The organism is Ruminococcus sporogenes, from assembly GCF_054655175.1.
In genome coordinates this window covers 22,799-44,835 of sequence record NZ_BAAHOA010000001.1, presented here as the reverse complement: position 1 = coordinate 44,835, position 22,037 = coordinate 22,799, and the positions used below count along the sequence as shown (strand labels likewise).

Annotated in this window: 21 protein-coding genes; 17 read left to right on the top strand and 4 right to left on the bottom strand. The window is 37.7% G+C overall.

Annotated elements, in window-relative coordinates:
• Positions 1–173: 173 nt before the first annotated feature.
• The 7 genes from ACYQ0N_RS00220 to ACYQ0N_RS00190 all read left to right on the top strand — a co-directional run bounded on the left by ACYQ0N_RS00220 (position 174) and on the right by ACYQ0N_RS00190 (position 10,044).
• On the top strand, positions 174–4,880 hold the full coding sequence (locus tag ACYQ0N_RS00220) for a SpaA isopeptide-forming pilin-related protein (protein ID WP_460161563.1): 4,707 nt from the start codon (positions 174–176) through the stop codon (positions 4,878–4,880).
• Positions 4,873–5,421 carry a PcfB family protein gene (locus tag ACYQ0N_RS00215; protein WP_460161562.1) on the top strand — a complete coding sequence of 183 codons (549 nt, stop codon included), beginning with the start codon at positions 4,873–4,875 and terminating at the stop codon, positions 5,419–5,421. The genes ACYQ0N_RS00220 and ACYQ0N_RS00215 overlap by 8 nt, the downstream gene beginning before the upstream one ends.
• A complete protein-coding gene (locus ACYQ0N_RS00210; RefSeq protein ID WP_460161561.1) occupies positions 5,402–7,198 on the top strand; it encodes a VirD4-like conjugal transfer protein, CD1115 family in 1,797 nt (598 codons plus the stop codon). The genes ACYQ0N_RS00215 and ACYQ0N_RS00210 overlap by 20 nt, the downstream gene beginning before the upstream one ends.
• 14 nt (positions 7,199–7,212) lie before the next feature.
• On the top strand, positions 7,213–7,434 hold the full coding sequence (locus ACYQ0N_RS00205; RefSeq protein WP_460161560.1) for a hypothetical protein: 222 nt from the start codon (positions 7,213–7,215) through the stop codon (positions 7,432–7,434).
• Between the two features lie 17 nt (positions 7,435–7,451).
• The gene (locus ACYQ0N_RS00200) at positions 7,452–8,318 is read left to right on the top strand and encodes a VirB6/TrbL-like conjugal transfer protein, CD1112 family (RefSeq protein WP_177532941.1); all 867 of its coding nucleotides are present in this window, start codon (positions 7,452–7,454) and stop codon (positions 8,316–8,318) included.
• A gap of 87 nt (positions 8,319–8,405) precedes the next feature.
• Positions 8,406–8,789 carry a beta-sandwich lipoprotein gene (locus tag ACYQ0N_RS00195; protein WP_460162152.1) on the top strand — a complete coding sequence of 128 codons (384 nt, stop codon included), beginning with the start codon at positions 8,406–8,408 and terminating at the stop codon, positions 8,787–8,789.
• A gap of 40 nt (positions 8,790–8,829) precedes the next feature.
• Positions 8,830–10,044 carry a hypothetical protein gene (locus tag ACYQ0N_RS00190; protein ID WP_460161559.1) on the top strand — a complete coding sequence of 405 codons (1,215 nt, stop codon included), beginning with the start codon at positions 8,830–8,832 and terminating at the stop codon, positions 10,042–10,044.
• A gap of 42 nt (positions 10,045–10,086) precedes the next feature.
• Here ACYQ0N_RS00190 and ACYQ0N_RS00185 read toward each other — a convergent pair whose 3' ends face one another.
• Complete coding sequence (locus ACYQ0N_RS00185; protein WP_177532938.1) at positions 10,087–10,353, bottom strand: type II toxin-antitoxin system RelE family toxin; 267 nt, start codon at positions 10,351–10,353, stop codon at positions 10,087–10,089.
• The gene (gene relB, locus ACYQ0N_RS00180; protein ID WP_177532937.1) at positions 10,350–10,571 is read right to left on the bottom strand and encodes a type II toxin-antitoxin system RelB family antitoxin; all 222 of its coding nucleotides are present in this window, start codon (positions 10,569–10,571) and stop codon (positions 10,350–10,352) included. The genes ACYQ0N_RS00185 and relB overlap by 4 nt, the downstream gene beginning before the upstream one ends.
• Positions 10,572–10,668: 97 nt before the next feature.
• Between relB and ACYQ0N_RS00175 the strand changes: the two genes are divergently transcribed.
• From ACYQ0N_RS00175 to ACYQ0N_RS00145, 7 genes are read left to right on the top strand one after another with little or no spacing between them, the layout of a single operon-like run.
• On the top strand, positions 10,669–11,184 hold the full coding sequence (locus ACYQ0N_RS00175) for a hypothetical protein (RefSeq protein WP_460161558.1): 516 nt from the start codon (positions 10,669–10,671) through the stop codon (positions 11,182–11,184).
• Between the two features lie 37 nt (positions 11,185–11,221).
• Positions 11,222–11,713 (top strand): PrgI family protein, encoded by a 492-nt coding sequence (locus ACYQ0N_RS00170; protein WP_460161557.1) that lies wholly within the window; start codon positions 11,222–11,224, stop codon positions 11,711–11,713.
• The gene (locus ACYQ0N_RS00165) at positions 11,667–13,922 is read left to right on the top strand and encodes a VirB4-like conjugal transfer ATPase, CD1110 family (protein WP_460162151.1); all 2,256 of its coding nucleotides are present in this window, start codon (positions 11,667–11,669) and stop codon (positions 13,920–13,922) included. The genes ACYQ0N_RS00170 and ACYQ0N_RS00165 overlap by 47 nt, the downstream gene beginning before the upstream one ends.
• A 37-nt stretch (positions 13,923–13,959) precedes the next feature.
• On the top strand, positions 13,960–15,606 hold the full coding sequence (locus tag ACYQ0N_RS00160) for a M23 family metallopeptidase (protein ID WP_460161556.1): 1,647 nt from the start codon (positions 13,960–13,962) through the stop codon (positions 15,604–15,606).
• A gap of 17 nt (positions 15,607–15,623) precedes the next feature.
• A complete protein-coding gene (locus tag ACYQ0N_RS00155; protein ID WP_177532933.1) occupies positions 15,624–15,902 on the top strand; it encodes a DUF4315 family protein in 279 nt (92 codons plus the stop codon).
• Positions 15,892–16,743 (top strand): CD1107 family mobile element protein, encoded by an 852-nt coding sequence (locus tag ACYQ0N_RS00150; protein WP_460161555.1) that lies wholly within the window; start codon positions 15,892–15,894, stop codon positions 16,741–16,743. Before ACYQ0N_RS00155 ends, ACYQ0N_RS00150 begins: the two co-directional genes overlap by 11 nt.
• 18 nt (positions 16,744–16,761) lie before the next feature.
• Positions 16,762–17,010 carry an AbrB/MazE/SpoVT family DNA-binding domain-containing protein gene (locus ACYQ0N_RS00145; protein WP_460161554.1) on the top strand — a complete coding sequence of 83 codons (249 nt, stop codon included), beginning with the start codon at positions 16,762–16,764 and terminating at the stop codon, positions 17,008–17,010.
• Between the two features lie 62 nt (positions 17,011–17,072).
• On the opposite strand, the gene ACYQ0N_RS00140 is transcribed toward ACYQ0N_RS00145, so the two are convergent.
• The gene (locus ACYQ0N_RS00140) at positions 17,073–17,729 is read right to left on the bottom strand and encodes an ADP-ribosyltransferase (RefSeq protein ID WP_460161553.1); all 657 of its coding nucleotides are present in this window, start codon (positions 17,727–17,729) and stop codon (positions 17,073–17,075) included.
• A 65-nt stretch (positions 17,730–17,794) separates the two neighbouring features.
• Between ACYQ0N_RS00140 and ACYQ0N_RS00135 the strand changes: the two genes are divergently transcribed.
• From ACYQ0N_RS00135 to ACYQ0N_RS00125, 3 genes are all read left to right on the top strand, one after another.
• The gene (locus ACYQ0N_RS00135) at positions 17,795–18,607 is read left to right on the top strand and encodes a helix-turn-helix domain-containing protein (protein ID WP_460161552.1); all 813 of its coding nucleotides are present in this window, start codon (positions 17,795–17,797) and stop codon (positions 18,605–18,607) included.
• A gap of 87 nt (positions 18,608–18,694) precedes the next feature.
• A complete protein-coding gene (locus ACYQ0N_RS00130) occupies positions 18,695–20,785 on the top strand; it encodes a type IA DNA topoisomerase (RefSeq protein WP_460161551.1) in 2,091 nt (696 codons plus the stop codon).
• Between the two features lie 34 nt (positions 20,786–20,819).
• Positions 20,820–21,296: a helix-turn-helix domain-containing protein gene (locus ACYQ0N_RS00125; protein WP_460161550.1), complete on the top strand. Its 477-nt coding sequence runs from the start codon at positions 20,820–20,822 to the stop codon at positions 21,294–21,296.
• Between the two features lie 23 nt (positions 21,297–21,319).
• Here the strand turns inward: ACYQ0N_RS00125 and ACYQ0N_RS00120 are convergent, their stop codons facing one another.
• Positions 21,320–21,952 carry an ADP-ribosyltransferase gene (locus ACYQ0N_RS00120; RefSeq protein ID WP_460161549.1) on the bottom strand — a complete coding sequence of 211 codons (633 nt, stop codon included), beginning with the start codon at positions 21,950–21,952 and terminating at the stop codon, positions 21,320–21,322.
• Positions 21,953–22,037: the final 85 nt, after the last annotated feature.

The following is a 22,037-nucleotide window of genomic DNA, read 5'->3' as shown; positions in this document are numbered from 1 at the left end:
GAGCGCATTATGAATTTTGAAACTTGAAATAAAACGCTCACAGAACCGTCTGCAAGGCTCTGTAAGGCGTGAAGCAGCGAAGGGAGTGATAGGATATGCCTGATTCCGGACAGGCTGAGAAGGGCCTGTAATTGCAAATATCGGCTATGCCGAAAAGAAAGGAAGTTGAGAATTTGAAGAAATTTAAAAGATTTTACCAACGGATATTAATGCTGATTACTGCCGCAGCCGTATTGTGTTCGGCGCTGCCTGTACAATTGGCTGTTTCCGCCGCGGGAGTAACAGTCAAGAGGACGGTAACTTACTACGAGGAATACCGCAGACAGAGCGAGCTTAAAATCGGACCTGACGCCGTACTTCACTTTGCAGACTGGGCAGTTATTACGGATTCCGACACAAACGAACCGCTTTACTGCATTGAACCGGGAGCCGATTTGAACAGCGCTGTGGATAAGCTGTCATATTCCGAAGGGACATGGGCAGCATTAACGGGTTCAAAACTGGAACTGCTTGGCCGTGTATTTCTTTACAGCTACACGAAGGGAAACCCAAATGCAAGCGCCGCTTCCCGGCAGCAGTACATTGCAACTCAAATGCTGGTATGGGAGGTTATGGCGGGACAGCGCGACAGTGATTTCAACAAAATAAACAACGGCTATACTCCGGTAAGCGACCTTTTCAAAAGCGGAAATATGTCTAATCCCTCCGGAATCCAGACCTACTACAACCAGTATGAAAAGGCGATAAAGGATCATAGCAAAGACGTTACCTGTTTGTTTAGAGACGAATCCAAAGCAAACAGCAATATCGCAAAGGTAAACGCGGACGGAACCTACACCTTCACAGACAAAAACAATCAGCTGGGAAATTACGACGTAAATATTACAAACGGTTCTGTAATTTCTCATACCGATTCCCAGCTGAAGGTCAAGATCGACGCTAACAAAAAGGCAAAAATCACTCTTGTTCAGAATAAGGCGAACGCAGAAAACGAACGCAGCGGAGTTTTAGTACTGCTTCGATCCGGTTTGCAGACGATGACTAAAGCTAAAGCCGATCCAAGACAGTATTACGCTTTTGTTACCGGACTTGACACAGGAAATCTAAGCCTTGTGAAAACCTCCGATGACGGAGTAGTGGACGGACTTCAATTCAAAATCACCGGTCCGAACGGCTTTACTACACAGGTAACTACGAAAAACGGCGGTAAAATTGAAATTCCTAATCTTGAACCGGGAAACTATACCGTCGAGGAAATGTATATGCCTGCAAGATATAACAAGCAGAGCGCCAAAACCGTAACGGTTACTGCGGGACAGACCGCTTCCGTCAGCTTCAGAAATTCCCTGAAAAAAGGAGCGGTAGCAGTTCGCAAGTCCTCGGAGGACAACAACATCAGCAATATTACCTTTACTCTTAGGGCATATGAATATAATCCGACAGATACGTCTATGACAAAAATCGACATAGTACAGTATGACGAAAACGGAAACAAGAAAGTCTCGTCAGAGCTGAAGGCCACTGTTCCGGAAACAGGTATAGTCACATGGAATAACCTGCCGCTGTATACAAGCGGCAACAACAGGATTTACTATGAGATTGAAGAAACCGGAAAGCCTTCAAGATTTGCAGACTTAAAGCCTGCCGGAAATTTTCTTGATCAGGGAGATATGAATCTGCTGGATTACAGCTTTACCAACAAGCTGAAACGTTCTGAGATTCTCATCGTCAAGCTTGACGGAGAAACGGGAAAGACAATACCGGCAGCCGGAACAGGCTTTGAAATACTTGATTCCGACGGTAACAGGATTGAATTAACCGATTCGGACGGAAATAAAGTCAGCGTTTTTTACACCGACGAAACCGGAAAAATCAAGCTTCCTGAAAAGCTTACATACGGCACGTACCGGCTGGTCGAAATAGAAGCGCCGGAGGGGTATGTTTTAGACATCGAGCCTGTTGATTTCGCAGTGACTGAGGACGGCGCGGTTGTAACGGTTGAAAAAAATAATTCTCCGCAGAAAGGAACGATTTCTGTAAATAAAACAGGAGAAGCGTTTACAACCGTAAGCAACGATAACGGAGTTTATACGCCTGTTTTTTCCGAAACAAATCTTGAGGGAGCGGAATTTGAAATTTATGCTGCGGAGGATATATATACTCCTGACGGAACTCTGAGAATCGCCAAAGGCGATTTAGCGGATACGATAATAACCGGATCAGACGGTACGGCTTCATCAAAGGAGCTTTATCTCGGCACATATCAGATTATTGAAACCAAAGCTCCTTACGGTTACGTAACCGAAACCGGCGAACTTCTTGCGACAATAGAGTATGCCGGACAAAACGTTGAAATAACAAACGCAGCCGCAAGCTTCAGTAATAACTATCAGGGCGTAAAGATTTCTCTTGAAAAATATCTTGAGCAGTCTGAAAAATACGGCGTTGGAAGTAACGGCGAATATCTGAATATCGCATTTGGATTATTTGCTGCTGAAGAAATAACGGCGGCTGACGGATCGGTAATTCCAAAGGACGGATTGATTGAAACGGCGTATCTTTCAGAGAACATGACAACCGGATTCAATACAAAGCTTCCGTTTGGAAATTATTACGTTCGGGAAACTTCAACGGACGAGCATTACGTTGTCGACGAAACAAAATATCCCGTTGAATTTTCATACGCAGGACAGGAAACTTCCGTGCAGGAGATTGCTGTAAACGACGGAGCCGCGATTGAAAATATTCTGAAAAAAGGAAGGATAAACGGACTAAAGACTGACGCGGACGACGGTACGGTTCTTGAGGGCGCTGTTATTGGTATTTTCAGCAATTCTGAAACAGAATTTACCGAGAAAAACGCGATCGATACCGTTATATCAGACAAGAACGGAAAATTCAGTTTTGAGGACGTCGTTTTCGGACAATATCAGATTGCAGAAATAGAATCTCCGGAAGGATACGTACTTACAGAAGAAGTATATCCGGTAACGATTTCAAAGGACGGAGAAACAATTTCAGTCGAGATAGAAAATGAAAAAATTCGAGGAAACGTAAAGCTTGAAAAAGCAAGTTTAATTAATTCTTCACAAAAGCTTTCAGGCGCGGTTTTTGAAATTTTTGCAGATATAAACGGCAATGAAAAATTTGATAAAGGAACTGATAAATCCTACGGGTACCTGAACGAAACAGAGGCGGGAGTATATCGGCTTGACGGCGTCGAATACGGCGGATATTTTGTAAAGGAAATCAAAGCTCCCGACGGGTTTGCCGCTGATGAAAATTATTATTATTTTGAAATAAGAAATCAGGATGAAACAGTTGAAATCAGTAATGATGACAGCGAAAAATTTCTCAACGACGTTATCCGCGGCGATGTTGAAGGTCTGAAAATAAATTCAGACAGTGAAACGGCGTTAAGCGGGGCGTTGATAGGTCTTTTTACAGCAGATGAAACAGAATTTACCGAGAAAAACGCAATAGAAACGGTAAACTCCGGCAAAGACGGTTCGTTTGCATTTAACGATATTATTTACGGTAAATACAAGATTGCTGAAATCAAAGCTCCTACAGGTTTCGTGCTTTCTGATAAGGTTTATCCCATAAATATTTCTGTAAACGGTATGATAATTGAAATTACAATTGAAAACAAACCGATAAAGGGTAACGTTATGGTTGTAAAGCATGATGCTGAAAAACCTGAACAGATTCTTAAAGGCGCCGTATTTGCAGTTTATCAGGATACGGATTCGGATAAAAAATACAGCGGTACGGATAAGTTTATCGGAAATCTGACAGAAGCGGCAGGAGTCCATGAATATAAGGATTTGCTTTACGGAGATTACCTGCTTAAAGAAATCAAAGCGCCTGAAGGGTATAATGCCGATAATTCATATTATCCTTTTTCAATCAGAAACGACGGAGAAACTGTAAGAATAAGCAATAACGGCGATGATAAGTTTTATAACAATATCGTCAAGGGTAAAATCGAAGGAATCAAAGTCGGAGAATCAAACGAACCGCTTTCCGGCGCGTTAATCGGATTGTTCGCCGACGGCGAATCAGAGTTTACAGAAAACAACGCGCTGAAAACAGATTTAACTGATGAAAACGGTAAATTTACTTTCGAGGACGTTGTTTTCGGAAAGTATACCGTTGCTGAAATTAAAGCACCTGCGGGATATATCCTGACGGAAAAAAGTTTTCCGGTAACTGTTGACGAGGACGGAGAAACAATTTCAGTTGAAATCAGCAATGAAAAAATTCGCGGAAGCGTCAGAATAGAAAAATATGACGAGCATACGAATGAAAAACTTTCGGGCGCGGTTTTTGAAGTTTATCAGGATAAAAACGGTAATAAAAAATATGATTCCGATGAGGAAACTGTAGGTACGCTTGAAGAAACAGAGAAAGGAATTTATCAGCTGGACGGTCTTGAAATCGGCGACTATCTTCTGAAAGAAATAAAAGCTCCGGAAGGATATCAGCTTGATGAAAATTATTATGATTTTACTATACAAAACAATGGTGAAATTGTAAAAATCGGTAACAACGAATCGGGTGATAAATTTTATAATGCGACCACAACAATTGTAACTACCGTAACCACAACTACGACTGTGACAACAACTACAACTGCAACTCAGACTACTCCGGTTACTTCTACCTCTACTACTCCGGCAACTACGATCACAACGGTTACAACAGTTCCGAACACAACAGTTACAATACCTGCCGTTCCGACGTCGCCGTCCGCTCCGAAAACAGGAGACGACAGACTTCCTATAACAATTTTTGCAGCGGGAATAACTGCGCTGGCGGCTATACTCATTACTTCAAAATTAAAGAAAAAAACTCCGTGGGGTGACGATATTGAATAACGATGAAACAAGCAAACAGGTATTTGTTTATGCATGCGACGGTGTAAAGCAAGGGCTAAAAGCCCTTGCTGTATACTATGAAAGATATAAGGAGAAAAAATCTCAGTATAAGCAGGCAATTAAAATAGAAAAGGGACGTATGAAGCTTTATGAACCATACAAGGGAAAGCAGACTGTCCGTCAGCTTATGCAGCATAACCAGCAGCTCAACAGCGTGGATATTTCTACAGATTCAAGTCTCAGGACTTTTAACGGAATTGCTCAAAAGCACGGTATTGATTTTGCCGTTAAGAAAGATTCCGAAAACGATAAGTATCTTATATTTTTTAAAGCTAAGGATCAGGATGTTATGGCTTCGGTTTTTGATGAATTTTCTAAAAAAGAGCTTAATAAAAATTCAAAAAAACAATCCCTTATAAATAAAATTAACGAGAAAGAAAAAGCCGTAAAAGAAATGCGGAAAGATTTACAGCTCAACGCTGAAAAATCCGATAAAAATTTGTCCGGTAAGGATTTAAAAAATGAAGAAAGATCGCTTTGATATAAAAAAAATTATAAGAAATTTTCCGAAATACAGTCATATATTTTTTGGAATTTTATCTTTTTATTCAGTCAATAAATTCTGCTATTTTTACAGAATTTTACCGGGAGATTTTTTTGAAAAAATATATTTTCTGATTGAAAATCCTTTCAGAATTTTTACCGGAAAGTTCATCAGTTTTAACGGTGAAGATCTGCTTTATTCTCTGCTTGTAGGAATAATAGTTTTCGCTTTGATTTTCGCTCGTGCGCCAAAGAAAAAATTCCGTACCGGAGAAGAACACGGCTCTGCAAAATGGGCGGATAAATATGAAATTGAAAAATTTCAGGATAAGAATTTCCGTAACAATTGTATATTAACCGCCACAGAGGGGCTGACAATGAAAGACTATATCGGAAATCCCACAAACGGACGAAACAAAAATATCCTTATAATAGGAGGTCCGGGTACGGGAAAAACAAGATTTGTTGTTTTGCCGAATCTTATGCAAATGCATTCAAGCTATGTTATAACCGATCCTAAAGGCACGATACTTCCCGATATAGGCAGCCTTCTTTATAGGAAAGGTCATTATAAAATAAAAGTTTTGAATCTTGTCAACATGAAAAAATCAATGCATTATAATCCTCTGGCATATTTACACACAGAGCTTGACGTTTTAAAATTTTCAGAAATGCTTGTTGATTCTACTCAGTCGAAAGACGCAAAAAGGGATTTCTGGGTAGACGCTGAGAAGCTTCTGTATTCTGCCGTTATCGGCCTTATAATCTTCGAGGCTCCGGAAGAAGAAAAGAACATGAATACTCTTATTGAGATAATAAACGCTTCAAAAACAAGTGAGGACGAGGGCTATGCCAACGCCGTGGACATGCTTTTTGAGGAGCTTGAACAGAAAGATCCGCGCCATTTTGCCGTGCGACAGTATAAGAAATACAAGTTAGGCGCAGGTAAATCGGCTAAGTCTATACTTCTTAGCTGCGGTGTAAGGTTAGCGCCGTTCGATATCAGGGAGGTAATGGATCTTATGTCATATGATGAAATAGAATTGGATAAGCTGGGAGACGAAAAAACTGCATTATTTGTTATTACTTCGGATACCGATCCGTCTCTCAACTTTATAGCTTCATTCCTGTATACTCAGATGTTCAATTTGCTGTGTACAAAGGCAGACGACGAATACGAAGGGAAACTGCCGATTCCGGTGCGGTGTATATTCGACGAATTTGCAAACCTTGGAAAAATACCTCACTTTGAACAGCTTATAACAACGATTCGTTCAAGAAAAATATCCGCATGTCCTATTTTGCAGACAAAATCTCAGCTGAAAGCAGTTTATAAGGATTCGGCTGAAACTATTGCAGGCGGCTGTGATTCTACGATTTTTCTCGGAGGACAGGAAAAGTCTACCTTAAAGGATATGACAGAGCTTCTCGGCTCTCAGACGATAGATATAATCACTTCGTCTAAAACATATGGAAATCAGAAAAGCTCTACAACAAACTTTCAGAAAGGAAACAGAAAACTTCTTGACGAAGCGGAGATATTCAAAATACCCGGTGAAAAATGTATATTAACAATCAGAGGCGCTAATCCGTGGCTGTCTGATAAGTACGATATAACAAAGCACCCTAATTATAGGTATCTCGGAAGCTTTGACAAGCGGAACAAATTCAACGTACAGAAATACATAATGAAAATGCGGTCTAATGCTGATTTTAAAATAAATGATAACGATACCGTAACGGAAATAAAAGAAAATTCGCCAATGGCGAATTAAAGGAGGAATTTAAAATGGAAATCTGGACTAAGGGAGTAGAAATATTCGGAGACATAGTTTTTTTAGCCGGTTTGTTTATATTAGCGTATAACGTTATCGTAGCATTTTCGTCGCTGAATTCTCAGAATGCGGAAGCCAAGAATCATGCGGGACTGGGAATGGCAGCCGGCGCCGGCGTAATGCTGGTCGGAAAAACTTTGATACCTATGATTGCAACTTCAATAAATATATCATAAGGGAGGAAACAGAATAAATGGATATAGCAGGCGCGATATCCGACGCTATTGCCAATTTGCTCCGTCCGGCTGTAAAGGTTCTGCTTGAAGGCATGTTTGGAATAATAAACGACAGCGTAGGCTATGCCGGTAAGGAATTGTCAAAGGACCCGGAAACATGGAACAGCGGAATGTTTTCTTTACTTCGTAATGTTTCAATAAACGCAGTTGTTCCCATTGCCGTAATAATTTTAACGTTAGTAGTCTGTTATGATCTTATATCGTCATTTATTGATAAAAGTACGCGAGACATAGACGTTGAAATTGTTATCAAGTTTGTTTTTAAGGCGTTTATCGGAATATTTATCCTGAATCATACTTTTGATATTACAATGGGAGTATTTGCAATGGGGCAGAATGTCGTAAACAAGGCAATTGAAATATTCGGAGATTCTTCGGTAATTACTGCGGATTTATATAACGCCTATTCTCAGCAGATAGAAGATATGGGGGCCGGAAGCCTTTTTGTTGCAGTAATTGAAATGGGATTTGTAAATATTATATCCCTTGCCGTATCCGCTGCCGTAATGGCGGTTACAACTGCACGAATGATAGAGATATATATTTTTTGTTCAGCAGCGCCTATCCCCTTTGCAACCCTTACCAACAGAGAATGGGGCAGCGTGGGAACAAATTATATAAAAAATATATTTGCTCTGTCGTTTCAGGCGTTTTTCATGATGATATGCGTCGGACTTTATTCAGGATTGGTCAATAATATAGTGATTTCAAATACCGATTCCTTGAATTTTTCACTTATGAAATGTATGGCTTTAAGCTTGGTACTTATATTTATGCTGTTTAAGTGCGGCAGCATTTCTAAATCCATATTTAACGCGCTTTAAATTAAAAGAAGAAAGACGATTCTTATAAATAATTCGCCATTGGCGAATTTGGAATAAAGGAGAAGAAGTATTATGAAAATCAGAAAAATGATTACTGCTTTTGCAGCGGCTTTGGTTTTATCAATCACATTTGCGGGATGTAACCAGGCGGAAAGAGTTTCCTATAACTTATCTAAAGAAGCTGATAATTTCAACGACATAAGGCAGGTTACGGTGATTAACTGCATAGAGGGAGACATATTGTTTCAAATGACAGGCAAGATGTCTATCACAGCAGATACGTCAGATAATCAGCTTGAAATTATTGTGGAGGACGAAAACGGAGAATATAAGAAGCACTTTATCGGCCTCAGCAATAACGTTACCTATGTAGTTGAAGATATTACTTCGGAAGACGTCAGCAACTATAAATATACGCTTAATTTTAATCCTGATATGTGGATTCCCTTTAACGCGGAAACAATAGATTAAAATTAATTCGCCAATGGCGAATTGGAAAGGAAAAAGATAAATGGAATATAACGATGAGTTTTTGAAAACCCTCAGAGTTAATGTCAATCCGGACAACATGGAAAACAGTCCGGATAGCGCAGATTTGGCGATTAACGAAAATGAAGAGGAATATCTCGCAAATCCAAAGGGATTTTTATCCTTGATTATAGAATCAAAGATAGAAAACCAACTGAATAAGATAGACATCCTAAATGAAAAGATTTCGGTTTTGCATGATAAAATCCAAAGACACTACGGTAAAATTGACAAGCTTAAGACTAAAATCGTAAAGCTTGAAAAGCAGAGTCAATTCCTTGAAGCTGTTGCGAGGGCATACCCAAAGCTGTCAGAAATCTTGAAAACTAAAATAGATAAGAATCGGGAAAAAATATCAAGTATAAAAAATGAGAAAATCCCCTGTCGGCTTGATAAGATAGATAAGCATAACGCCTCTATAAAGAAGCTTGATAAAAAAATTGAAAAGCGAAATCTGAAAATAAAGACTTATGAGAATATTCAAAACTATTTTGACAGCTTTTCAATCAGTAATTCAGAGCAGCGGCATGATAACTTTATATCCTGCCTGAAATCAATGAATAATTCGTCTGTTTTCAAAACGCAAAATAAGCTTGAGCGTAATATCTTAAAATTAGAAGAGCTGAAAGAAAAAACACAGTTTCTTAGTAAAAATACGCTTAGAACAGATAAATCCACAAGAGACTGGATAGAAGCCAAAACGGAGAAATTTGAAGGCAAAATTTCGAGCCTTGAGAACAAAGTAAAATTACAGACTCAAAAGCTTGATAAGTACATGCAGCTTAATACGGATATGAACAATATCAATTCAAATTTGCCCATGGAACATAATCATCAGATTGAGGATATTATGAATAAAAGTGAAGCCGACTTACCTTCTCTGTCAGAGCTTGCGGCAGAAAATATATCTTCCTCACTACTTGCGGATAAGATGGCTGACAGAATTTTAACGAATAATGCTGATATTATACGCGATACCTTGTCAAAAACTAAGGATATCAGAGTTGAAAACAGTATTGAATCAAGTTCAAGGATTAATGCCGCTGAAAAAAATCAGATAAAAATATTAGAAAAGAATAATACTGCCGAGAAAAAGCCCTCACTTTTAAATAAGCTTAAAGAAAATGAAAAGACCGTTAAGCAGAAGCCTGAAAAACAGAAACAAAAATCCGTTGACAAGGAACAGCTTGCAATATAAATTCTCCAATGGCGAAAAAAGGTCTTTGCCCAAGCAAAGACCTTATAAATAAATATCACGGCGGTGTCCTATATTTAATGCAGTAATAATGAGCTTATCATCTTCAATGATACAGATCAGTCTATAATCGCCTATTCTGTATCTCCATTGACCGCTTCTGTTAGCTGTCAGCCCCTTGCCATGCTGACGGGGATTATCACAATTGACTAAATTCTTATCAATCCACGCTTTAATCATACGTTTAGTATAGTTATCGAGTTTTTTGAATTCCTTATCAAATTTAGGCGTAGTTTCTATTTTGTATTTCATAATTCAAGCTCATCCCATAATTCTTCTATAGGTCTGCTCTTTTTACCGCTCTTTACATACTCATTATATGCTTCGTCAGCAACGGCAATATCGAATTCTTCTTCAATTTTTTCAAATAACGCTTTCTTAAAGGCTTCGCCAACAGAAATAGAGTGAATTTTGGCATAGCTGTCTACCAATTTTCTTTCTTCTTCTGTTAATCTTATTGAAAATGCCATAATATCAGCCTCCTTCTGTAGTACATTATACTACAAATAATGTACTTTGTCAACACCAATTTAGAAATTCGCCAATGGCGAATTGGAAAGGAAAAAAATGAATTCCAATTATAATTATACAAACGGAGAAAATTGCCATTATAATTTTTACGTTATAGCCTTTGATTCCCAAAACGGGTATAAAAATTACGGCGATATGAAAGCGGATCTTACTTTTTCAGAAGCCCGCGCCGAGTATAAAAAGGCTGTTTCAGAAAACCCAAGGCATGTAAACACCATGCTTGGAGTAAGTTACATTACAGACAGATACGACCTTGAACCCGCCGGCGCGGGCGCGGTCGACTTATTGCAGCATATAGACGGACAAACCCGGCTTTCGTCAGATTATGCAAAGAATCCCGTGCTGAAAGATGAGAGCTTAATAAAAACCAATGTAATTAATATTCTGAAAAAGGATATTGAAAAGCAAAAAGATTATTCGCTTACGGATAAAGATAAAAGGCCGGCTGAAAAAAGTACCAGTTCTCTTATCGGAAAGCTGCGCCGGAATGAAAATAAGCTTAAATCTCATAATAGACCTGATGTAAGCGTTGAAAATCAAAGAATTATATAAAATTCGCCATTGGCGAATTAAGAACTGAGGCGAAATAATGTATATACAATTTTCAAAGGATATAAATAAAATAAGAAATACGTTTTTCTGGTTTGTTACAGTCAGAGAACTGATCGTCGGAGGAGCGTTCACAATAACCGGTTTTATCCTTTATCAGATTTTTAAAAGCCATGTAACCTATCAGTCGGCAGCTTATCTTTTATTTATATATATGTTAATTCCCGGATTTATTCTTTTCTATAATAAAAACGGCATGAAATGCGAAAAGGTTTTATTTTATAAAATCAAACGCCTTATCGGCGGCAAGGTACGTCCGTATAAAACGGAAAACCTTTACGCTCATATAGAAAAGGAAATTAAAAAACAAGAGGTGAAACAAATTGCCGTTTCTTACAAAAACAGTAAAACAAAAAATACCGTCGGTAAAAAAGCTCAGAAGCGCGCTCCCGAAAACGGTTCAGCAAAGCATACCGTTTCTGGACATGAGAAAAGACGGTATATGCATGGTAAAGGGCGATTACTACACTAAAACAATGCAGTTTGACGATATTAATTACAAGCTTGCTTCACAGGAGGAACAAGAAACAATATACGCAAAATACTGCAATTTCCTTAATCATTTTGAACATGACGTTGATATACAGTTTTCTTTCCAGAATAAGATTATTGATATAAAGGAATTCAGCCAATATATAGAGCTTGCGAAAAGAAACGATCAGAAACAGTTTTCCGATATCAGACATGAATATGAAGAAATGCTTCATGATCAGCTTGAAAAGGGCAGCAACGGCATTAAGCAAATTAAATATTTGACCTTCGGCGTTCATGAATCAAATTTTAAAAAAGCAAAGATTATGCTTGAAAGAACAGAACTTGAAATAATAAAGATTTTCAAAACTATGAAGGTGACTTCACATACTCTTAACGGCTATGAGCGCCTTAAGCTGCTAAAAGAAAGTATGCACCCATGCGAAAACGTTCCGTTCAGTTTTGACTGGAAAAGACGTTATCAGTCGGGAATGTCCGTTAAGGATTACATTGCTCCTACTTCTCTTGATTTCGGCAGACTCAGAAACTTCAGAATGGGAAGCGCATACGGCGCGGCATATTACATATATATAGACGCGGCCGAAATTTCCGATCGTATCATTGAGGATATTATGGCTATTGACAGTAATATTCATATAAATATTCACACACATTCAATGGATCAGCAGAAGGCATTGAGATTTGTCAGTAAAAAGCTTACCAACGCCAACGAAGTAAAGGTACGACAACAGCAGAAGGCTATGGAGAAAGGTCATGACGGGGATATCCTTTCTATGGATTTAATTAACGATATTACCGCTGCCCAGAACGTATATCAGGATTTATCAAGAAGAAATAACCGGTTCTTTATTACCACGCTGCTTGTTACGTCTTATTCAAAGAATCCGTCCGAGCTGTCCGGTATTGAAAGAGATATTTCCGCTGTTTTGCAGAAATACAAGTGCGAGCTTAGACCTCTTGACGATATGCAGGAGGAGGGGGCGATGTCCTCGCTGCCTATAGGAATAAACAAGGTTGAAATAAACCGCTGCTTTACGACAATTGAGCTTGCGGCTTTTATGCCGTTTACAACTCAGGAGCTTTTCATGCCGTATTCAACCTATTACGGTCTTAATTCCATTTCAAACAATATGATTCTTCTAAACAGAAAGTCTTTAAAAAGCGGAAACGGTCTGATCTTAGGACTGCCGGGCGGCGGAAAGTCGTTTGCTGCAAAGCGTGAGATACTCGATACGTTTTTCAGAACCTATGACAATATTATTGTCTGCGATCCCGAATCGGAATATGTGGCTCTTACCGAAAAGTTAGGCGGCGCGGTGGTAGATATTTCCGCGACTTCAAAGAATCATATAAATCCGTTCGACATAAGTCTGAAAAGCTATGAAAAGGGCGACGATCCGGTTGCCGTTAAATCACAGTTTATACTGTCCGTGTGCGAAGCCGCTATCGGAGAAATAAGCGCCGGAGAAAAATCAGTGATTGACCGCTGCGTAAAAAAAATATATGATAAATACTTTCTTAATCCTGTTCCGGAGAATATGCCTATTTTTGAAGATTTGTACAACGAACTGAGAGATACGGAAAGCAAGCACGCGCAGAATGTCGCGGACGGTCTGGAGCTTTATGTAACAGGTTCTCTCAGTATTTTCAATCACAGAACCAATATTAATATAGATAATCGGGTAGTATGCTTTGATATAAAGAAGCTTTCCGAACATCTGCATAAAATAGGAATACTGATTATAACCGACTTCGTCTGGAACAAGGTGTCGGACGGACGGGACAGAAAGAAATACACATGGTATTACATAGACGAATTTCACAGAATACTTGAAGATAAGCTTACAGCCGTTTATACAAAGGATATGTGGAAACGATTCAGAAAATGGAATGCTCTTCCCACGGGGATTACTCAAAACGTATCCGATTTTCTTATTTCTCCCCAGGCTGAGAGCATACTACAGAATTCGCAATTTGTATATATGCTTGAACAGGCTTCCGGCGACAGAGATATTCTTGCGGCACAGCTTAATATTTCTCCTCAGCAGCTTGAGTATGTAACTGATTCGGAAGAAGGCGAAGGACTTATATACTTTAACGGTACGATTATTCCGTTTAAGGACAGGTTTCCTAAAAATACCCAGATATACAAGCTTATTACTACAAAAGCTTCAGAGGACTTTGCATAAAAAAATTCGCCGTTGGCGAATTTAAGGGAGTGAGCTGTTGGCAATTAACAAAGACGCCGTTAAAAGGGCGCAGAGAAAAAGAATATATCAGAAAAATAAAAACAGCCGGCTGAATAATATTAAAACTGCCGGAGCGTTATATGCGGTCAAAACAGCGGAAAAAAGCAACGAGGACGATAACGCCGGCGTCAACGCGTTAACATCTTCCGCTTCCGCCGGTATCAGGCTGTCGGGCAGAATAAGCCATAGTCCTAAGACCGAAAAAATTGATATGAAGGATGTCAAGCGATCGCTTAAAGAAAGCATAACAAAAAATCTGACTCCCGAAGGAAGATATCTGTCCCACCAGAGAGCGATCAATCAGTCGGTGCGTTCGCAGACGCAGCTTATTAAAAGACCTAAGACTGATTTATATAAGAAAAACCGCCGTAAGCTTTATCAAAGGCTTAAGAATAAATGCAGCGACATTAAAGCTAATGTTATACATAATATAAAGGCTATTCCGGGTAAGGTTAAAAATTGGGCGAAAAAGAAGTTAAAGGATATTGCGCTGAGTTTTCTGAAAGCCGCTTCGGGAATAGTTATAGGTATGTTTTTTATTGTCGTTTTTCCGGTAATGTTTATTATAATGTTTACGGAAACGTCTTCTCCGGGGATCATTTCTGAAACGCTTGCGGACATGCAGTATGCATATCCGGCGGATGAGAACGACATTACCAGAGCTACTATTCATTGGCAGTCTCTCATTATATCGTTAAACAACAGGTATAACAATATACCTAACATGGTAACGGAACAGGGACAGCGTTTTGATTATACAAAAACAGAAAAGTGCGATATAGAGGACGATACCCATAAAATACTGTCGTTTTTATCGGCATATTACCTGAAGTGGGAGTTTAACGACGACGTACGTAATTTTATGACGCAGATTTTCAACGAGATGTACGTTATCGAATACGGCTTTACTTCGGAGCAGAAAACATTGACGTCAATTATAGAGATTAATAAATCAGAACTGCCTTCCCCGCTGCCGGTCAATTATAAGGTTATGTCTGAATATAAGAAATCCGACGGAACAGAAATTGCCGTTGTTTCCGTTTCGGAAATAAAAGAATTTGTAACCCTTAATTATTCTATAAGAGAAAACAAGAACTTTGACGATATAGTAAATAAATATCTCAACGATATTCAGAAGGAAAACTATATCGGATACTATGAAAGAAAAGGCGGAGCAATAAAAGCCTTTTCAAGTCCTTTCGCTTTTGACTGGACAAACATGATAACAAGTCCGTTCGGTTACAGGCAGTGGGACGACGGAAGTACAGAATTTCATAAGGGAGTTGATTTCGGAGCTGCCAACGGTACCGAAATACTTGCCATATCAGACGGCGTCGTAAACGTAGGAACAGGCTGTGAGCATAACTATCCTAAAAACGGAAGCTGCGGCTGCAACGGAGGATTCGGAAATTATGTTGAAATAATCTGCGACGACGGAACGGTAATACTTTACGGTCATATGTCGCAGGTTGCCGTAACAAATGGTCAAAGAGTAAAAAACGGTCAGGTTATAGGGTATTCCGGCTGCACAGGCTGGTCAACCGGATTTCATCTGCACTTGCAGATGGTAAAGGACGGCGAGTATATAGATCCTATGACGTTTATCAAGCCTTACAGTCCATAATAAAGGAGAATATAATAATGCAGGATTTTGATAAAAGAATCGAAAAGCTGAAAATTGATGAAAAAAGAATAACAGAAAAGATAAAGGAGTATAACGAAAAAATCTCTGAAATACAAAAAAAGATTGTTGAACTTGAAAATCAGAAAATTGTAACAACGTTTCGCAGTACCGGTTTTTCTCTTGAAGATGTAATAACACACATATCGGCTTTATCGAAGGAAAAGGAAAACGATGATTTTGAAAAAGAATTCGCCGCGCTTGAAGCGGCTGAAAAGGAGAAAGAAAATGAAATTTAAGCTTATTATTCCGATATTACTTTCATGCGCTTACATAGCCGGATCGTCAGTCTGCTTTGCAGCGCCTGCGGTAACAAAGGCTGAAACGGAAGCTTTGGAAACGACGCGGACGGAAACAAAGCCAGTTGAAACCGAAACGGTAACGGCGCCTATTACAGAACCTCCGGTTACAACGCCGAGCTATTACGATGAGATTCTTAAGTATGTGGGGGATGAAAACGCTCCCCAGCTTGACGAAAATCTTCAAAACAATGGGTTGACGATAGATAAAAGCGCTATCGATTACAGTCAGAAAAGTATGTATACGATTACTTCCAGAAGCGGAGACGTTTTCTATCTTATAATAAACAGCTCGGACGGAAGCGTTTATTTCTTAAATTCTGTGGACACGTCGGATCTTACCGCGTTACTGTCGGAGGATTCGCAGAAGGCGGGCAATGAGATAAATCAATCGGCGCTTGAAAATATACGGCAGACAGAGGCTGAAACCGATATATCGGGAGCAGTGCAGTCTAAGACTGAAACAGTAAATAATAAAAAAACAGATAATAAGAAAAACATACTGTCCACAATTATTCCAATCGCCGTTGTAGGAGCAGCTACCGCAATTATTATATATATAAAACGGAAGAAAAATAACAGAGCCGCATACGACGACGACTTTCTTGAAACGCCGCAGGAACAGGAATCGGAATCAAACATAATTCCGTATAATGAAGCTGAAACGGAGGAACAGGAATCCATTCAGACTGAATCCGAAAATGAACCGACGGAAGCTGAAGAAACCGTACAGCCCTATATTGACAGCGATGATTTTGAAGAAACAGAGGAAAACGTATAAGTTTGAAAGGAAATAGTTATGAAAAATATAAAATCAGCTCAAGTAAAAAAGATAGATAATGTAGGAAGAATTCAAATTCCTAAATATATGAAGAATAATCTTAAAATAAAGAACGGCGATTACGTTGAAATATACGAAAACGGCAATGAAATTATAATTAAAAAGCATAACGTTTCATGCGTTTTCTGTGAAAACCTTGATTCCCTGACAGCGTTTCGGGATAACTTCATATGCCATGAATGCTTGGACAAACTAAAAGGTATATAAAATTCGCCAATGGCGAATTCACATAAGTATTAAGAATAAATGACGATTTCTTTTTTCGAAGTTTATAAGTCAGGGATTAAATTTATTAATTCGCATTCATAAAACTTATATCCATTAATATTTACACAGCTATGCGAAGAAGTTAATGGATCATCTAAAAGCCGTATATAACTATTGCGCATAAAAAGTATTTCCTGTTCAATAGATCTTCCTATTATGTTGGGGATATACATTCCCGGTTCGTCCTTAGAAACATAAATACGCAGCAAATGACCATAATTATTTTCTATTGGATATTTGCTAAGTAAGCTGGTACTTAAAAATCCGCATTCTTCAGCACATCCGCCAGAATCAAGATCAACTTTATTTAATGCATCCATAAAGTTATCGTCTACAGTTCGATACACTATAATGTTTTCAGGTATTCGGGGGGCAAATAGAATAGAAAATTCTAAAATTTTTATCATAGTTTTTAAGAAATTTAGTCTATTGTCTGATAAATCAGGTATAGTAATATTTCGTAAAATAGAATTCATTTCTTTATGAGCATAACCGCAATAATAATCTAAAGCAACAGCTTCATTAGTTTCATAATAGTTTTGAAGTATATTAATATTCTTTTTGTATTCTTTAGCCCATTTCCCGTAATATTCATTTCCCCATGCATTAGCTTCTTCTACTGAAAAAAATTCACGGTAAGAAGATTTGTCAAAATTCATTTGATTTCCATCCAATTATTTACATATTTTTAAAAATATTATACTACTTTAAGGAGTGTTTGTAAATGGCTAAAGATAAATTTTCTGTCAATCTTAAAAATTTAAGAAATGAAAAAGGAATTACGCAAAAACAGCTTTCAGATATCCTACAGGTCAATCAAAGAACGATCGCACATTTAGAAAATAATTACCGCCGCCCCAGTTACAATTTACTTATTGCAATTGCAGAATACTTTAACATTTCTATTGATTATCTTGTCGGACGAACTGATAATTCAAAAATATATTCGCCAACGGCGAATTATAAAGGAGAGACTGAAATAAAAAGCCCAAATGAAAATTTTGAAAAAAAATCTGCTTTCATCCAAAATAGCTTTAAACTGCCGTTATTTAATGATGAAATGGAAAAAGAATTGAAGCATATTACGGATTGGATTTGTACACAGCAAATTTCTGAAATTTTTATTAATATCATTAATGATATTATTATGGAAGCTATACAAATAAATAAGGAATTATGTATTAATACTGATTTTAATGAATGTTTAATTAATTCTAAATTAAAATATGGATATGACATAAGTAATTTAAATTATTTTTCAAGAATTTCAAGAAGGGATTTTACTGCTGTAAATAAAAAAATCAAAACTATAAATTTCGAATTTTCTGCTGAAAGACCTTTTTTTACAAAGCATACGGAAAATGTTGTGCGATATTCAGTGCGAAAAATATTTTATTTAAATTCAAATAATGATCTGTATAAAAACTTTTTACATAGATTTCTTTCGGAACTATATAGAGCCAATCATTTTTTAAGGGGCGTCTGTTTAGATTTGCTTGATGAAGATGATTTAGAAAGAATAATGAAGATGAAATAGAAAATTGGCTTGATGAAGATGAAAATAAGGATAAAACAGACAAGAAATAAATTTATGTTTAATAAGGTTTGAAAGGACGATGAAAATATGGCTAAAACCAATGATTTTTCAAGCAACTCTACATTTAATCCAACTCCGCATAAGCTTGTAATAGCCGAAAAACCGTCGGTTGCAAGAAGTATTGCAAACGTACTCGGAGCTTCAAATAAGAAAAAAGGCTGCCTTGAGGGCAACGGATATATCGTTTCATGGTGCGTCGGACATCTTATCGCTCTTGCCGAACCGGAAGCCTATGACGTTAAATATACTGTAAAACCGTGGCAATTGGATACATTGCCGATACTCCCTCAAAAGTGGAAATTCAAGGTAATTGAGGAAACAAAGGAGCAGTTCGGCATTCTTAAATCGCTTATGCAAAATGAAACCGTTTATGAAATTATATGCGCCACCGACGCCGGAAGAGAGGGAGAATGCATATTTCGCTATGTATACAAGCTTGCCGGCTGTAACAAGCCTGTAAAAAGATTATGGATATCCTCTGTGGAGGAATCCGACATACGTCAGGGATTTGATAATCTGAAAGACGACAGAGAATATGATAATCTTTACAGTTCAGGCTTTGCAAGAGCCAAAGCGGACTGGCTTGTCGGAATGAACGCTACCCGTCTTTTTTCAGCTGCTTCCGGAGCGTTTTTGTCTGTCGGGCGTGTTCAGACTCCTACGCTTGCCATGATCGTAAACCGTGAAAATGAAATCAATAATTTTCAGAAACAGAAATATTATACGGTTGAGCTTAACTGCGGAGCATTTTCCGTCTGCTCTGAAAAAATAACGGAGCTTTCATCAGCACAGAGAATTCATAAAAATACGGACGAAAATACGGCATTTATAAAATCAATCGTCACAGAAAATAAAAAGGTAAAACCTCCTGAGCTGTTCGATCTGACAGCTTTGCAGAAAACCGCTAATATTTCGCTTGGATATACGGCGCAGCAAACACTAAATTATGCTCAGAGCCTGTATGAAAAATCCATTATTACATATCCCAGAACAGACAGCAGGTATGTCAACGCAAGTATGAAGGACAAGCTTTTTAAGCTTACGGAAGGCGCGGCGGATATTATGAATATCTGTTTTGAAAGCGATTTCAAGCCGGATATTGATAATGTGATAAATGATAAAAAAGTGTCGGATCATCATGCATTGCTGCCTACTATGTCAGCATTCGATAAGGATAAAATAGATATTGTACCGGAAGCTGAAATGAAGCTCTTAAAGCTTATCTGCGCCCAGCTTATATACGCCGTTTCTCCGGCGCATATATTTGAAGCGGCAACCGTTACTGTAAGCTGTGCTGATATCCGCTTTACTGCTCAGGGTAAGAAAATAACAGAAATGGGCTGGAAGGGATATCAGACAAGGGTACTTCCTAAAATAACAGGAAAAGAAATTACCGTACAGGAAAGGATTTTTCCGGATATTACAGAAGAGCTCGTATTTGAAAACGTTAAAAGCAGAATAAACGAGCATTGGACTTCGCCGCCTAAAAGGTATACGGAAAGTACCTTGTTGGCCGCAATGGAACGTGCGGGAAATGATGATTATGAAGACAAAGCCGCTGAAAAGAAAGGCATAGGCTCGCCTGCTACCCGTGCGGGAATTATTGAAACCATAATAAAGAGAGGATATGTTCAGCGTACCGGTAAAAGTCTTGTACCCTCCGCAAAAGGAATCAGTCTTGTAAACACAGTACCTGAAGAAATAAAATCTCCTAAGCTTACTGCTCAATGGGAGGAAAAGCTTCAGGCAATTGAAAAAGGAAATATGACCTCCGGAGAGTTTATGAACGGGATAGCAGGGTTTGTATGCGGGCTTATTCAGAAATATTCAAATGCCGACATCCGCATTAGCCGAAAGGTTTTTGGAAAGTGTCCTAAATGCGGCGGGAACGTAGTCGAATATTCCAAAATGTACGGCTGTGAAAAGAGAAAAAGCTGCGGTTTTAAAATCTGGAAAACCATATCGGGAAAAAGCCTTCCTGAAGGCGCCATATTATCGTTGCTTGATCTCGGACGTACCGCAAAGCTCAAGGGATTCAAGAAAAAAGACGGAAAAGGCAAATTCGACGCGGCTCTGGTTATGAACGATGATTTTACCCTGTCGTTTAAATTTAAGTAATTCGTCAATGGCGAATTGGAAAGGAATTATAATTTTGAAATATGTAAAAAACGGATATGTTGGCTCAATGATATGGCATGCAAGAAACATGCGTGGAATGACTGAAAAAGAATTAGGCTTAAAGGCCGGATTTAACAGATTTACAGCTGAACGGAAAATAATATTATGTGAAAGAAACAGAAAAATTTTAAAAGAAAAGGATATGAAAAGAATTGCAAAAGCGCTTAATGTACATCCATTAGTTTTTAGAAATGAACTTCCTTCACATGACGAACTTTCAGCAATTTACATGCTTTTTTATCTCCATGAAAATTCTTTTATTATGTTTCGTAAATTTAAAGATGATGTTTATATTAAATTTTATTCTTTCTTTATAAGTGAATTACTCAAGGAATGGGATATACAGTTAAAACGCTACAATAATGATGAAATAACATATAAAGAATATGTACAATGGCTAATGAGCTTACCTGATAGAATGCCAAAATATGAATTAGACGCACAAGTGTAAAATTGTTTGTGTCAATAGAAATCTTAAGTAAGATAACTTAATATACAATCATAAACCGGATATTTTATATCTTTTATTATTTTTTCTTTAAAAATTCTTCGATTATCCAAAAGCTTTATATACGCATTTGGGAGAAATAACATTTCTTGTTCTTTAGGTCTTCCAACAATATTTTTAACATAAACCCCATATGTACCTTTTGGCAAATAAATACGTAATATAGCTTCGTATCCATGGTCTAACGCAAAATCATTAATTAAGCTTGTACTTAAAAAGCCTTTATTTCGTTTCCAAAAATCTTTCTTTTTATAACTTTTTAACTCATCTATATAAGAATTTAAAACGCCGCGATAAACCACTATATTTTCAGGTACCTTTGGTGCTAATACTATTGAAATTACTAATGTATTAATAATAATTTTATAAAAATCACTTGCAGAGTTTAATTCTTCTTTCCACAAAATAGAATTTATTTTATTATAGTCAAATCCGCAATATTGTTCTATTGCATGATATCCATGTGATTTAAAAATTTGTTCAAGATTAAAAAGGTTTGTTTTATATTCTTCCGCCCATTTTTTATAATGTTTATTTCCCCATTCTTCTGCTTCTTCTTTAGTAAAAAATGAACGATATAAAGATCTATCTATAATCATGTCATACATTCCTTTATATTCCGATTAAAAAATAATATAAAAATTATAATGTATAACAATAAAATTGTCAATACAATTCGCCAAT

What these genes read in the sequence shown, in the direction of transcription:
- ACYQ0N_RS00165 (WP_460162151.1), top strand. Translation starts at nt 11,667, where the DNA reads ATGAGAAAAGACGGTATATGCATGGTAAAGGGCGATTACTACACTAAA.
- ACYQ0N_RS00150 (WP_460161555.1), top strand. Translation starts at nt 15,892, where the DNA reads ATGAAATTTAAGCTTATTATTCCGATATTACTTTCATGCGCTTACATA.
- ACYQ0N_RS00145 (WP_460161554.1), top strand. Translation starts at nt 16,762, where the DNA reads ATGAAAAATATAAAATCAGCTCAAGTAAAAAAGATAGATAATGTAGGA.
- ACYQ0N_RS00200 (WP_177532941.1), top strand. Translation starts at nt 7,452, where the DNA reads ATGGATATAGCAGGCGCGATATCCGACGCTATTGCCAATTTGCTCCGT.
- ACYQ0N_RS00135 (WP_460161552.1), top strand. Translation starts at nt 17,795, where the DNA reads ATGGCTAAAGATAAATTTTCTGTCAATCTTAAAAATTTAAGAAATGAA.
- ACYQ0N_RS00205 (WP_460161560.1), top strand. Translation starts at nt 7,213, where the DNA reads ATGGAAATCTGGACTAAGGGAGTAGAAATATTCGGAGACATAGTTTTT.
- ACYQ0N_RS00195 (WP_460162152.1), top strand. Translation starts at nt 8,406, where the DNA reads ATGATTACTGCTTTTGCAGCGGCTTTGGTTTTATCAATCACATTTGCG.
- ACYQ0N_RS00140 (WP_460161553.1), bottom strand. Translation starts at nt 17,729, where the DNA reads ATGAATTTTGACAAATCTTCTTACCGTGAATTTTTTTCAGTAGAAGAA.
- ACYQ0N_RS00210 (WP_460161561.1), top strand. Translation starts at nt 5,402, where the DNA reads ATGAAGAAAGATCGCTTTGATATAAAAAAAATTATAAGAAATTTTCCG.
- relB (WP_177532937.1), bottom strand. Translation starts at nt 10,571, where the DNA reads ATGGCATTTTCAATAAGATTAACAGAAGAAGAAAGAAAATTGGTAGAC.
- ACYQ0N_RS00175 (WP_460161558.1), top strand. Translation starts at nt 10,669, where the DNA reads ATGAATTCCAATTATAATTATACAAACGGAGAAAATTGCCATTATAAT.
- ACYQ0N_RS00185 (WP_177532938.1), bottom strand. Translation starts at nt 10,353, where the DNA reads ATGAAATACAAAATAGAAACTACGCCTAAATTTGATAAGGAATTCAAA.
- ACYQ0N_RS00170 (WP_460161557.1), top strand. Translation starts at nt 11,222, where the DNA reads ATGTATATACAATTTTCAAAGGATATAAATAAAATAAGAAATACGTTT.
- ACYQ0N_RS00190 (WP_460161559.1), top strand. Translation starts at nt 8,830, where the DNA reads ATGGAATATAACGATGAGTTTTTGAAAACCCTCAGAGTTAATGTCAAT.
- ACYQ0N_RS00130 (WP_460161551.1), top strand. Translation starts at nt 18,695, where the DNA reads ATGGCTAAAACCAATGATTTTTCAAGCAACTCTACATTTAATCCAACT.
- ACYQ0N_RS00120 (WP_460161549.1), bottom strand. Translation starts at nt 21,952, where the DNA reads ATGATTATAGATAGATCTTTATATCGTTCATTTTTTACTAAAGAAGAA.
- ACYQ0N_RS00155 (WP_177532933.1), top strand. Translation starts at nt 15,624, where the DNA reads ATGCAGGATTTTGATAAAAGAATCGAAAAGCTGAAAATTGATGAAAAA.